This is a genomic window from Streptomyces sp. NPDC093801 (assembly GCF_040701585.1).
GTDB lineage: Bacteria > Actinomycetota > Actinomycetes > Streptomycetales > Streptomycetaceae > Streptomyces.
On record NZ_JBFBDP010000043.1, the window covers coordinates 55,271 to 67,086 of the forward strand.

Consider the following 11,816-nt stretch of genomic DNA (forward strand, 5'->3'; position numbering starts at 1 on the left):
GCATGATCACCAGCACGCCGATCCCCAACGCCCTGCACGCCGCCGCCCGGGCCCGCGCCATCGCCGGTATCGCCCGACAGAGGAGCGTGCTCAACCACCCGGCCGAGGAAGCGCTCACCACGGTCGCCGAACTCCTCGACGACGTCGCGCTGGCCTTCGAGACCGACCTCCCCCCGGTCCTGGACGGTGTCGTCATCACCAACACGATCCCCTTCGACGCCTCCCTGCTCCTCTCCATCGCCGAATACGTCGTCGCGCAGAGCACGGCGACCGGGCTCCCCGCCTGCCTCGGCCAGTACGTCACCAGCGCCGTGTTCGGCACCCTCGAACTGCCCCGGCCCCTGCACCCCGTCAGCATTCAGCTCGCCTCCCAGGAGACCAGCCTGCGCGGCGCCCTCCAGCTCCTCCATGAGCGCCACCTGACGGGAGCCGGTGAGCGGCCGGAGGCGGCGGCGCTCTACCTGGAAGCCGCATTCAGGCTCCACCTGAAGTGGGGGCGCCTCGCCGCCGCCGTCGCCGTGGACAACGCCCGCCCCTGCAACCGGCCGACCGTCGCTCAGTAGGACCTCGCGGGGCGTACAGCACCGCACCTCGGTGCCCGGCCGGACCTCGGGCCGGGCGCCGAGGTCCGGCTCCTGGCACGACACCGACCCGCACGGCAAGAAGCCCCCGCCTGCTCGATGCGAAGGAACGAGATGACCAACCGCAATGAACCCACCGAAGGCGACCTGCTGCGCGCCGAACTGGCAGGTCTGGGCCGCCACGCCTTCCCCGGAGAGGAGGGCGGCATGACCTTCCTGATCATGGCCGCCGACCCGGGCGCGCCGGATGACGAGGACTCCGCCTACGGCGTCTTGCACGTCCTGATGTACGCCGGCGAGCGTGCCGACCGGCCCGCGGCCGACCATCGCGAAACCTGGTCCGCGCACCTGCACGCCGCCGACGGCACCTACGTCACCACCCTCGTCGACGGTTCCCCCACGCCGCTCGACGCTGCCGCCGATGCGGCCCGGTGCGCCTGGACGTGACGTGTGGGCCGGGCGACGCAGGGGAGCCCGTCATCACAATCTCCCTGCGCGGCCCGCGCTGACTCCTGCCGCCGCCGAACCGCGCCCCGCCCCACCCGAACGAGGGGCGGGGCGCGGCGCGTTCAAGCTCCCGGCCCGCCTACTGGCGTGCGGAAATCCTCTCGGAAAGATCCACGCCCCCCGAAAGTGATCTGTGTGAGGTATAGTTGTCTCAATGGTGGCAGTCGACCAGGACCCGGAAGCAGACCGAGAGGAACCGGCATGGCAATCACGTCGCACGACCACCCCTCGTGCGAGACCGAGCGCGCCGCCGCGCTACTGATGGGCCTTTTCCGGGCGGTGGGGGATGGGTGTCACACGCTCACCCTCGTGACATCGGCCAACGGCAGTGACATCGGGATCGCCGTGCCGTTCCACATCGAGGGCGAGGAGTTCGACGCGGACCCGGAAGACGCCCTGGCCTCGCGGCGACCGTGGGCGGGAGCGCGGTAGTGCGCAGGCGCTTCGCGAACGAGACGTCCCGGGTGTGCGGATGGAAGCTCGTCGAGTTCTATGCCGTACCGCTGAGTGCGGCCGAGATCTTCAACGCCTACTGCACCGACCCGGGCACCGGCGAGCCCATCCCGCCGGAGTGGGGCGTCGACCACGTCGCGGCGCCGAACGTCTGCTCCTGATCGGAGCCCCGGGGTCACGGCGCAGGCCGGGCCCCGGGGGGCTCGGCCCTGCCCGGTCCGCTCGGCCCCTGAGCGGTCTGCGCGGCCGGCCGGACGGCTGCCTTCCCTCGCTGGCTGTTACGGCCGGCGCCCCGAGAAGGGTGGCACGGTAGACAGAGTGATGATTAGTAGTTATAGTTATCTCGTGTTCGGCGGTGGCAGTCGATCACAAACCGGATTCACATCCTCAGCCTTCAGGGAGATGCCCGCATGACCCAGTACATCGCGACCAAGCACGTGTCCGCCGAGCTCCGCCGCCGCCTGAAGGCGGAGTTTCCCGGGGCCAAGTTCTCCGTCCGAACCGGTACCGGCACCGGTTCGGCCTGGATCTCCGTCAGCTGGACCGACGGCCCGGACACCGAGGCCGTCAACCGGATCGCGGCCCCTCTCCACGGCGCCCACTGGGACGGGCAGAACGAGACCTACGTTCAGACGAACAACGAGGTCACCGTCACCGTGGACGGCGAGCAGGTCACCGGCACGCCGCTCGTGGACGGCATCAACACGCACCGCGACTTCTCGGACGACGTCCTTGCCGAGGCCAAGGCCCTCTGGTCCGCCGCCTTCAACGGCGCAGACCCCGACGCCGCCGACGGGATCCGCGACACGGCCCACGTCTGCGGGAAGTGCCTCCCCGACACCTGGGCCCCGAACCAGGTCCGCTTCATCGCACAGGAAATCGTGGCCCCCAAGCGCTGGAAGGCCGCCCAGACCGCCGCGAAGGCCTCGACCAAGACGGCCGCCACGCCCCGCCGGAAGACCTCCACCAAGGCCGACCCGGCCGCCGGAATCGAGGTCACCTACACCCCCGAGGCGGGCGTCACCGTCACCGGCACGACGTTCGGCGACGGCGCCGCCCCGGTCCTGCGCACCCACGGCTTCGACTGGAGCCGCAAGGCCGCACACTGGTACGTCAAGGGCACCCAGGGCGAGCAGTCCGGCGCCGGGCTGCTCGCCGCTCACACCGCGGTCCAGGCCCTGCGCACGGCCGGAATCACCGTCACGGCCGACCTGCCCGAACTCCCCGCCGACACCATTCTCCCCACCACCAAGGCTCCGGCCCCGGCCGAGGCCGCCGAGGATGACGACGACGTCCCCGAAGACTTCTCCGGGATCGTCCTCCGCCACACCCGCGCGGGCGGCACCCTCGCCGAAGGCACCGCCCGGGGCGACGGCTCCGCGGAGATCCTCAAGGGCCGCCGCTTCCGCTGGTCCCGCAACCTCGGCTGCTGGTACCTCCCGCACTCCCGCGACCGCGCCGCCGACCGCTTCACCCTCAACGCGCTTGCCGAGGCCCTCCGCGAGGCCGGGCACGCCGTGCACGTCACCGTTCGCGAGGACGTCGCCCGCAGCTTCGGCGAAGCCGAGGACGGCCGGGAGCAGCGCGCCGACGACCGGGCCGAGCGGTTCAGCGCTCGCGCCGACCGGGCCGCCGGCGCCTCAAAGGCCGCGCTCGCCGAGGCGCGCCGCATCGGCTCCGCCATCCCGTTCGGACAGCCGATCCTGGTCGGCCACCACTCCGAGAAGCGGCACCGCGCGGCCCTCGACCGGATCGACAGCAACATGCGCAAGGGCATCGACGAGGACAACCGCGCGGAGCACTGGGCCGGCCGCGCCGACGCCGCCGCCCACTACGAGCAGCACCGCAAGGACCCGGCCCGCACCCTGCGCCGCCTGAAGGAGCTCGAAGCCACCCTGCGCGGCCTCGAAAAGCTGCTCGCGGGAGAGTCCGCCTTCGGCTCCTGGTGGGACATCACCAAGCCGGAGAACGTCGCCGAACTCACCCGCCGCCACGCGGAGACCACCGACGAGATCACCCACTGGCGGGAGGTCATCGCCAAGGCCGAGGCCGACGGCTTCAAGCTCTGGTCCCGCGCCGACTTCACCAAAGGCGACTACGCCTGCTCGCGCGGCCAGTGGTACGAGGTTCTCCGCGTCAACGGTGCCTCCATCACCGTGCCCGGCGGCCCGGACATTCAGTCGGTGATTGACCGGAACACCCGGGCGTACTCCTGGGACGACCGCATTCCGTACGACGGCGTTACGGGGCGTATGAGCGCCGAGGAGATGGCCGCCCGCCTGGCACACAAGGATTGACCGCTCCGACGGGCGGCCGGGCCTGCCCAGGTCCGGCCGCCTGCGGGCTGAACCGAGGCGTGGGGACGGAACTAGACGTGAGTGATGAATCTGCGGTATAGTTGTCTTGTTGGTCGGGGTGGCACCGGCCAACACCGAATCTCACACTGCGACAGATGGAGCCTCGCCATGACCTTCACACCGTCCGCCCTGCTCATCACCCCCGAGGCCGAGGTCATCCCGGTCGACCTGCCCGCTGACAGCGGGGACCGCCTGACCGCCATGTACTCCCTGATGCGCTGCGACCAGGTGGACGTGGTGGCGCTGACCGACCAGCTGGACATGTGGCTGGACGACAACGGCCTCTACACCCAGCCGGTCAACCCGATCGCAACGCTGCTCGCGCGCCGCTTCGGTTGGACCTACCAGGACTACCACGGCCCGGTTCTCTTGACCGGCGGAGCCGACGAGGAGGGGGAGACCCTGCCGCTCAACCGGGACAAGGTGCTCGCCCTGCTGACGAGCCTCACGGACCTCTGACGGCGACCCTGCGGGGAGCAGCCGGAAGGCTGCTCCCCGCAGGGTCGCCGTCAGTTCCAACCCCGGAAACCGCACTTGTAGAGCTGGAGCCCCGAATGTCTGTCACGTTCTTCGCCGACATCGAGAGTGAGTCGGTGAACATGGCCAACTCCAACGCAGCCCGCGTGCTCGAAGTGCTCGGGTTCGATGAGCTGGCCGGGGATGCGGATGCGGAAGACTTCCTGGGCAGGGTGCTGGTTGCTCTCGCGCTGGCTCCTGTGGACGCCGGACGTCCGTCCACGGCCGAGGGCAACTTCATCGACTGCGGGCGTACCGCCGGCTACACCCAGAGGCGGCTGGATGAGCTCCGAGAACTGGGGCGGGCTACTTGTTGTTCTGCTTGAGTCTCTGTGCGACCAGGAGGAGCTCTTTGTATTGCCCGAGCGCGCGTCGTTGGTGGCGCGTTCTGCCGGGGGGTAGCAGGTCTGCGTAGCGCCACGCTTCGCGCCGCATTGCCCATGCTCGCGGGTAGTCGCCTTCCTTGAAGGCGATGCGAAGGCCGACCAGGGCCTCATCCAGGGCCATCAGGGCATCCGCTTCCGGCACCGGCCCCTGAGGGTGGCGCTGGGCCGGAGCCTTGGTGCGCTGATCCCATGTAGGCCCGCCTGCGGTCAACCGGGCCCTCGGGCGATTGTTAGTCACTGGCGTCTCCAGATCGAGCCGGACGGCCGGCTTGGCGGCGCGCTGAACGGTCTATCGGGTGAGTGTGGTTTGGGGTGTGGTGGTGGGGGTGTGGTTGTAGCGGGTGTAGTACTCGGTGGTGAGCAGGTGCTGACGGGTTGCTGGGGGGAGGTTGGCCAGGAGGCCGGGGACGGCGCCTCGCTCGACCTCGGTGCGGTGAGCGAGGATCGCGGCGGTCTTCTGTTCCAGCCATGGGGATACATCGAGGATGGCGGTGATGTGCTCATCCGGCACGCTGTGGATGCTTCTGCCTGGGGTGGTCACATGCATGCTCAGCTGTCGTGCGGCTGTGTGGGGGTGGGTGGCGAGGTAGAGGGCGCTGGGGGACCAAGGGGCGCCGGTGCCTGGGTAGAGGAGTTCGAGGCCGGCTGCGTGGACTGCGAGCGCGGTGATTCGGTGGGTGTGCAGGTGGTCGGGGTGGCCGGTGAGTCCTCCGTACGCGTCGTGGGTGACGACGATCTCGGGGCGGAACTCCCGCAGGTGCGCGACCAGGTCCCGGACGGTCTGGTCGAGGGGGGCGTCGCAGAGCCGCATCCGGCCGGGTGCTGATTCAGGTGCGCGCGCGTCGGCGTAGCCGAGCATCCGGGGTTGGCCGGCGCCGAGGATTTCGAGCGCGCCGGCCAGTTCCGCGGCCCGTGGGGAGTCGGCGCCCCAGGTGGTGGTGACGACAGCGGTTCTGGCTCCCGCGGCGGCGTGTTGGGCGAGTACGCCTCCCGACCACAGCGACTCGTCGTCGGGGTGGGCGTAGACCGCGAGCAGGCTCGGTAGGGGCATTGTCGGGGCACCTTCCCTCTGGGGTTCGGATCATAACCAGCCGGTTCTCCCAGCCGTGCTGCTCGCAGGCCCGCGGCCTGCTGCGCCCCGGGGAGCAGCAGGCCGATGCTTCATCGCGGCTGAGGTGAGGGGCCGGGGCACTGCGCGGTCTGGGCGCGCGGTTCCCCGCTCACTGTGTCGCAGGAGTGGGGAACCGCGCTGGGCTCCGCGTGGGAATGAGCACTGTGGCCCTGCGTACAGCGGGCGGCCGGGCCATGGCGCTCGCGGCAGTGGCCCTTCCACCTGGGGAATTCCCTGGGAAAGGCGCCCCCGCACCCACCATGAGTGATGAATGCATGGTATAGTTGTCCTGTTGGTCGGCGGTGGCAGTCGGCCAGTGAAACCGACAACACCCACTCTCAGAGGAGTTCATGATGTCCACTCAGTCGAAGCCGGGCGAGGGCGCGGGGCAGGTCTCTAGCGGTACTGCCCCCGGGTACTTCATCGACGTCGCGGGGGTTGAGGACCCGTTCGTCCGGGGCCTGCTGGCCAGCTGCGCGACCGTGTTCGAGATCAAGCCCGCGATGGCGGCTCTGCTGACCAACGGCACGCCCCTGGCCGGGGGAGGAACCATCGAGCCCGGTGCGATGGTGCGTGGTGACGTGATCGTGGGCGAGGGCGCTGTCATCGAGGCGGGCGCGATGGTTGACGGTCCCGTGTACGTCGGGCCCGGCTCGGTGATCGCCATGGGCGCTCGCGTCCGTGATCACTCGGTCATCGGGCCGAACTGCCACATTGGGTGGGGGGCGGAGATCGCCCGTTCGCTGCTGGTGTCCGATGTGCGCATGAAGCACGTTTCGTTCGTCGGGGACTCGGTGCTGGGCCGTCACGTGAACGTGGGCGCGTTCGTCTCGACCACGGCGCTGCGCGTGAACGGCGGCCGGGTCACCGAGCCCGCGACGAAGGAGATCACTGTGCTCCTCGGCGATCGGCGCATCGGCACCGGACAGACGAAGTTCGGCTCGGTCGTGGCCGACGACACCGCCATCCCGGCGGGCGCGGTCCTCCAGCCCGGGACGCTGATCGGTCCCGGCAGCATCCTCTACCCGCGCGGACAGGTGGGCGGGTTCTTCCCCGCTGGCAGCCAGGTTCGCTGACCCCCCGGGCGGAGAGGCAGCGATGCCTCTCCGCCCCCTTCAACGGAAAGGAACCATCTCGTGTCCCGTCCCACCACGTGGCTTCCCCGCCACGAGTACATCCAGCAGGCCCCCAAGGCGATCGTCTACGCCTCGGTGTTCTTCACCGACATGGAGGACCGGCCTCTGTGCCTGCGCTCTCCCCACCGGGGTGAGGTGTGGCAGATCCCCGGCGGCGTCATGGACGAAGGTGAGACGCCCTGGGAGACCGCCGCGCGCGAAGTCCGGGAAGAAACCGGCATCGTCATCGCGGGCCCCCGGCCGCTTCTCGTCACCCACTTCGCCACCATCGACGCCGCGTGGACGGTCCCTAGGATCGGGTTCATCTTCGACGGCGGCACCCTTCACGCCAACGAGCTGGACGCCATCACGTTGGACGCAGACGAGCACGATGGATGGGACGTGCGGACTCTGGCCGACTGGGAAACGGAGATGATCCCGGCGAACTACGCCCGGCTCAAGGCCGCATACGCCGCGCGCCCCCACGCGGGATACGGCTACATCGAAACTTACGACACGGCAGCAACCACTCCGAGCGGCTGACCCATGGCCCTCAGCCCGTCCTGTGAGCGGCTGAGGGCCTACGCCGGAGGGTGCGGGCGGAGACGCCGAGTCGTCCGAGCGGGACATGCACGACGTGCCCGAAGCGGGTTGGTGATGGGGTGTTTTGACGGTGTGACAGTGGTGTGGGGGAGGCCCGGAAGGGCCTCCCTTTTTCTTTTTGTGAATGGGCGGGCAGGTGGCACTGAATGCGCGTCAGCCGAGGCTGACGGGCTGTCCCTGCTTACGCCGTGCAGTAGTGGTGATCATGGCTGTCGCGGGGTGACCAAGCTGCTGCCGTGAGGCGCCAATCGGGAAGTTGGCTGGCTGCCATGGGCGTACCTGTTCAGGGTGGACCCTGCGTAGGTGTGCGGCCGTTTCAGGCGTGTCCATTGGCGGTGAGGGTGACGGTGATGGTGCCGCGGGTGTAGCCGGCCAGCAGTCGGCGGGCCAGCTCAGACAGCGAGCTGGCGGTGTGGTCCTGGCCGCGGCGCGTTTCGGCCCGGGCGACGGCGTTGTCCGCGAGGCTCACGCCCACTTTGTCGTGATCGGCTGTCTCCTCGGCGAGGGCGGGGCCGAGCGTGATGTGACCCGATCCGTAGCTCAGGAGGAGGACCTCCAGGACGCGCGCGCCGGTGAGGTGCTCGCCCTTGGCCGAGGCGCTCGCGCTCTTCCATACAGGAATGTCCAGGGTGAGCGTCCGGCGCCTGCGGGCCGGGGGCTGGTGCGCGGCGGCGGCGGGAAGCGGTTCCAGGCGTTGGCGTCCGGTCATGAGTGACTCCATTCGGGATGGGGGATCAGGTTAGGGTGAAGTCGGTACCGGGTGTTGTGGCAGGTGACCGCCCCAGTGGGCCCGGTACCGAGCGGGAGCCGGGGGAGGACTGCTAGCCCTTCCGCCGCACTGACATCGCCAGTGCGGGCCGGCTCCCCTCCTACGCCGCAGGCGCCGGGATCTTCTTCGCACCTTGCTGCAGTTTGCAGATCGGCGAACAGACCTCCTGGCTCGACCCCTGGCGGCGACGCCAACCAATGGCCAGCCGACTTCTGCGGAGCATCGGTCCTGCCGCTCCCAACTCTCGTTAGCCTCCTGACCTGCGTAAATTGCTGAGATCGCTGGGTTTCGTGAACGTACGCAAGGGCACCTGTGGTCCATTGTTCATCCGGTCGATTTTTTGAGTCACGTGCGGAGGAGCTCATCCTTGCAGATGATGATGAAAGTCCCGTATCTTTTCTGGCAGCGGTGCTGTCTGCTCAGCGGGCGGACGGTTTGACGGACAGGAGCGGTGATGATTCGCGACGGCCGGGAGCACCTGGTACGCACTCGGGAGCAGCTCGCCCAGGACATGGGCATGCCGATGGGCACCTTCAGGAACAAACGGCCGTACGCGGCTGAAGGCTTCCCCGCGCCGATCAGCTCTGAAGGGGCCCGGGTCCTGCTGTGGGACGGGGAGCAGACGGCGGCCTACTTCGCCGGCTCTCCGGTGCCGGACCTGCCGGCCGCGGGCGCCGGAGGCGACCTGCTCGACCGCCAGGAGGCCGCGGCCGTGCTGAACGTCGCCCCCAGGAGCTGGGACAGCTACAAGTCGGACCCGCGCCTGGAACCCCATGTGCGGCTCGTCTGCGGGGTCGAGCACTGGCCGCGCAGCGTGGTGCAGGCCTTCCGGGACCAGCGGCCCGGCAAGCAGGCCGCGACGGGCCGGCCGAAGGGAAGGCCGGACGCCGTGCCGCGCGCCGAGCTGCACGCCCGGGTGGGCGCGCTCCTCGACGCGGACCCGGCCGTGACGATTGCCAGCGTCTGCGCCGCGCTGGGCACCTCGACAGCCACCGCGCAGCGCGCGCTGGCCCGGCTGCGCAGTGAGCGCATCGCCCTTCTGCTGGGCGCGCAGCCGTTCCTGACGGCCGACCAGGCCGCGGACCGCCTCGGGTACCCGGCCGCGGCCCGCGGGCGCACCCGCAGCAGCGCATCCACCACCGACAGTACCGGGCGGGAGAGCCGTGGGTGACACCATCGATGTGAGCGTGTGGAACGACTTCTACGACGCCGGACGGTGGTTCCGCCCGGTGATGGACGAGGAGCGGGAAGCGCTCCGCCGGATGGTCGGCCACGGCCCGGGGCGCATGGCCCTCGATGTCGGCTGCGGCACCGGGGGGTTCGCCAAGTTCCTTGCGGAGGAGGGCTATTCCGTACTCGGCGTGGACTACTCCGCAAAGGCCGTCGAGCTTGCCCAGTCCAGCAATGCCGAGACCCTCGGGCTTCAGTTCATGTGCCTAGACGCCGAAGGCGACGATTGGGAAGACCTCCCCGCCTATGACCTAATCTCTACCCGGCTCACTTATGCATTTATTGGACAGAAGTCAGATTTCTTGAAAAAGGTAAGGGGTCGCCTGACTCCGGGCGGCGTATTCCAAGTAATGACCCCTCTTGCCGAAAAGCTTCCTGAAAGCCGCAGGAGCATCGGTATTACTGCCGATGAACTCGAAGAGATGTGCCAGGGCTGGAGTTCCGTCGAGGAAACCGTCTTGGATGCGCAGCACACCATCTACACCCTGACCGTCTGACCACTCAGGGAGCTAGGATCAGGGCAGTGTCTGGGTGTGGCACGGTGTTGCCTCGTGGGCCCAGGCACCAGTGATGGCCGGCCGCGGGCCGCTAACCCCTCCGCGCCCCTGGGCGCGGAGCCGGCCATCACACCCCCATAACATCCCAGGATCGGTACAGCCTGGAGACGGTCCCCCGATATTGGTGACTGAGCTTGTCCCCGGCAGCATTCAACGAATGTGACGTAGGGCCGGATCCTGTGCGTAGCCATGGGCCAGCGCTCAGCGCTGGACGCAGCGGCAACTCGATGTGTTGCCGCTGCTGTGGTAGCCCGGTACGAAGTGCTTGGAGACATTGCTGCACTTCGCCCCAGCTCCTCAGCGCAGCCCTCTTGAAGCGAGGATCGATTCGTGTGGCAGCAGCAGAGAGTGCCCTTGCATCACGTGGGATTGATGCAAGGGCACTTCGCATGCTGTGTGGCTTCCCACCCATGTACGGGGCGCAGCGCGTGGCGTGGCTGCGGGTCCGCGGGGCTGAGGTTCAGACACTCCCCGCGCAGCGGGTGACCGGGCCCGCTGCGCGGACCCCTGAGACCGGGCGCTGCGCGCCCTCACGGCCCCAGTCCGGGGCGCAGCCCTGGCCCTGCCGGGCGCAGCCCGTGGGTGGCGGGGGTTCAGACACTTCCCGCGAAGCGGGTGTCCCGGCTCGCTGCGCTCCCCGGGGAAGGCCCGCCGCTGCGCGGCGGGCCGCCCTGGCGGTCCGCCGCGCTCCCCGCCAGGGCGGCCCGGGCGCTGCGCGCCCTGGCGGGGTGGGGTCGGGCCCTCCGGCCGTCAGGGCGGCCGGAGGGCGCTACCGGGCTAGGCGCGGCTTAGTGGCCGTCCTCCCCCGGGCGGCACGGGGTGCACGCCATGGCGTCCTTCTCCCAGAGCGGCCAGTCGACCGGGAAGCCGTTCGCCTCGATGATCTGGGCGGTCTTGAAGACGCTGCCGTCTCCCTTGCGCTCCACCTCCGGGACGTGGTCCAGGAATCCACCGTCCATGTGGGAGGCGCAGAATTCCCGGTAGTTGACCGTGTCCAGGATGAAGGTGTGCACGCCGAGGTCGACCAGCTCACCAGGGCCCATTCCCAGACCCCGTCCCTTCATCTCCATGGCGGTGATCAGGTAGGCCACAGCCTGCCCGAAGACGCGCTCGGCCATGAGAATGTCGAACGGGTAGTCACGCATGAGGAGGGCGATTTCCTTGACCCAAACCTCCGGCTTGACATACGCCTTGGGGTCCCGGATCTGGACCGGAATTTCGGTTTCCACTAAAGTTCCTCTCGTTGGTGTTTTCCGTGGCGTCCGGGGCCGCTAACCCCTGACATGAATAAGATACCGCACTTAAATCGCGAAACCTATGGGGAAAGCTTGATTTCCCGAACCCATTTCCTGACGGCCAGTCAAAAACGGACCGGCGTCCCCTCCGCAGCCAGCTGCCCGCGCAGCGGGCTGCCCGGTCCGCGCAGCGGACCGGGCCCAGAGGCCGTGAAACGGCCTCTGGGCCGCGCAGAGCGCGGCCCAGGTACCGAAGCGAAGCGGAGGTACCCCGGCCCGCTACGCGGGCCTCAGAGGAGCGCGAAGCGCTCCGCGCTCCGCGCAGCGGAGCGCCTTCGGTCCCCAGCGCGCAGCGCTGGGGTACCCGCTCCGCGCGGCCCAGAGGCCGTTTCACGG

Annotated in this window: 14 protein-coding genes; 11 read left to right on the plus strand and 3 right to left on the minus strand. The window is 69.2% G+C overall.

Annotated elements, in window-relative coordinates; all coding sequences use genetic code 11:
- Positions 1 to 2 precede the first annotated feature (2 nt).
- The 7 genes from AB0469_RS35400 (at position 3) to AB0469_RS35430 (ending at position 4,740) form a co-directional block, all read left to right on the plus strand.
- The gene (locus AB0469_RS35400) at positions 3 to 563 is read left to right on the plus strand and encodes a hypothetical protein (RefSeq protein WP_366455629.1); all 561 of its coding nucleotides are present in this window, start codon (positions 3 to 5) and stop codon (positions 561 to 563) included.
- Between the two features lie 132 nt (positions 564 to 695).
- Positions 696 to 1,028, plus strand: a complete 333-nt coding sequence (locus AB0469_RS35405; RefSeq protein WP_366455630.1) for a hypothetical protein — start codon at positions 696 to 698, stop codon at positions 1,026 to 1,028.
- A 261-nt stretch (positions 1,029 to 1,289) separates the two neighbouring features.
- Positions 1,290 to 1,520, plus strand: coding sequence for a hypothetical protein (locus AB0469_RS35410; protein ID WP_366455631.1), 231 nt, complete (start codon positions 1,290 to 1,292; stop codon positions 1,518 to 1,520).
- The gene (locus AB0469_RS35415; protein WP_366455632.1) at positions 1,520 to 1,702 is read left to right on the plus strand and encodes a hypothetical protein; all 183 of its coding nucleotides are present in this window, start codon (positions 1,520 to 1,522) and stop codon (positions 1,700 to 1,702) included. The genes AB0469_RS35410 and AB0469_RS35415 overlap by 1 nt, the downstream gene beginning before the upstream one ends.
- Positions 1,703 to 1,951: 249 nt before the next feature.
- Positions 1,952 to 3,838 (plus strand): DUF3560 domain-containing protein, encoded by a 1,887-nt coding sequence (locus AB0469_RS35420; protein ID WP_366455633.1) that lies wholly within the window; start codon positions 1,952 to 1,954, stop codon positions 3,836 to 3,838.
- A gap of 168 nt (positions 3,839 to 4,006) precedes the next feature.
- Entirely contained in the window at positions 4,007 to 4,357 is a 351-nt protein-coding gene (locus AB0469_RS35425; protein ID WP_366455635.1) for a DUF3846 domain-containing protein, read from the plus strand.
- A gap of 95 nt (positions 4,358 to 4,452) precedes the next feature.
- A complete protein-coding gene (locus AB0469_RS35430; RefSeq protein ID WP_366455636.1) occupies positions 4,453 to 4,740 on the plus strand; it encodes a hypothetical protein in 288 nt (95 codons plus the stop codon).
- 349 nt (positions 4,741 to 5,089) lie between these two features.
- Here the strand turns inward: AB0469_RS35430 and AB0469_RS35435 are convergent, their stop codons facing one another.
- Complete coding sequence (locus AB0469_RS35435; RefSeq protein ID WP_366455637.1) at positions 5,090 to 5,851, minus strand: PIG-L deacetylase family protein; 762 nt, start codon at positions 5,849 to 5,851, stop codon at positions 5,090 to 5,092.
- Between the two features lie 413 nt (positions 5,852 to 6,264).
- Here AB0469_RS35435 and AB0469_RS35440 point away from each other — a divergent pair, with 413 nt between their 5' ends.
- Both AB0469_RS35440 and AB0469_RS35445 read left to right on the plus strand, forming a co-directional pair.
- Complete coding sequence (locus AB0469_RS35440; RefSeq protein ID WP_366455638.1) at positions 6,265 to 6,987, plus strand: hypothetical protein; 723 nt, start codon at positions 6,265 to 6,267, stop codon at positions 6,985 to 6,987.
- 60 nt (positions 6,988 to 7,047) lie between these two features.
- Entirely contained in the window at positions 7,048 to 7,569 is a 522-nt protein-coding gene (locus AB0469_RS35445) for an NUDIX hydrolase (RefSeq protein WP_366455639.1), read from the plus strand.
- Positions 7,570 to 7,945: 376 nt separating this feature from the next.
- Here AB0469_RS35445 and AB0469_RS35450 read toward each other — a convergent pair whose 3' ends face one another.
- Positions 7,946 to 8,338, minus strand: coding sequence for a hypothetical protein (locus AB0469_RS35450; RefSeq protein ID WP_366455640.1), 393 nt, complete (start codon positions 8,336 to 8,338; stop codon positions 7,946 to 7,948).
- Between the two features lie 514 nt (positions 8,339 to 8,852).
- Between AB0469_RS35450 and AB0469_RS35455 the strand changes: the two genes are divergently transcribed.
- Positions 8,853 to 9,569 (plus strand): hypothetical protein, encoded by a 717-nt coding sequence (locus AB0469_RS35455; protein ID WP_366455641.1) that lies wholly within the window; start codon positions 8,853 to 8,855, stop codon positions 9,567 to 9,569.
- A complete protein-coding gene (locus AB0469_RS35460) occupies positions 9,562 to 10,125 on the plus strand; it encodes a class I SAM-dependent methyltransferase (protein ID WP_366455642.1) in 564 nt (187 codons plus the stop codon). Before AB0469_RS35455 ends, AB0469_RS35460 begins: the two co-directional genes overlap by 8 nt.
- A gap of 848 nt (positions 10,126 to 10,973) precedes the next feature.
- Here AB0469_RS35460 and AB0469_RS35465 read toward each other — a convergent pair.
- Positions 10,974 to 11,414 carry a hypothetical protein gene (locus AB0469_RS35465; protein WP_366455643.1) on the minus strand — a complete coding sequence of 147 codons (441 nt, stop codon included), beginning with the start codon at positions 11,412 to 11,414 and terminating at the stop codon, positions 10,974 to 10,976.
- Between the last annotated feature and the right edge of the window lie 402 nt (positions 11,415 to 11,816).

Coding starts and splice junctions, on each gene's coding strand:
- AB0469_RS35405 (WP_366455630.1), top strand. CDS start 696: ATGACCAACCGCAATGAACCCACCGAAGGCGACCTGCTGCGCGCCGAA.
- AB0469_RS35425 (WP_366455635.1), top strand. CDS start 4,007: ATGACCTTCACACCGTCCGCCCTGCTCATCACCCCCGAGGCCGAGGTC.
- AB0469_RS35450 (WP_366455640.1), bottom strand. CDS start 8,338: ATGACCGGACGCCAACGCCTGGAACCGCTTCCCGCCGCCGCCGCGCAC.
- AB0469_RS35455 (WP_366455641.1), top strand. CDS start 8,853: ATGATTCGCGACGGCCGGGAGCACCTGGTACGCACTCGGGAGCAGCTC.
- AB0469_RS35430 (WP_366455636.1), top strand. CDS start 4,453: ATGTCTGTCACGTTCTTCGCCGACATCGAGAGTGAGTCGGTGAACATG.
- AB0469_RS35400 (WP_366455629.1), top strand. CDS start 3: ATGATCACCAGCACGCCGATCCCCAACGCCCTGCACGCCGCCGCCCGG.
- AB0469_RS35435 (WP_366455637.1), bottom strand. CDS start 5,851: ATGCCCCTACCGAGCCTGCTCGCGGTCTACGCCCACCCCGACGACGAG.
- AB0469_RS35420 (WP_366455633.1), top strand. CDS start 1,952: ATGACCCAGTACATCGCGACCAAGCACGTGTCCGCCGAGCTCCGCCGC.
- AB0469_RS35440 (WP_366455638.1), top strand. CDS start 6,265: ATGTCCACTCAGTCGAAGCCGGGCGAGGGCGCGGGGCAGGTCTCTAGC.
- AB0469_RS35410 (WP_366455631.1), top strand. CDS start 1,290: ATGGCAATCACGTCGCACGACCACCCCTCGTGCGAGACCGAGCGCGCC.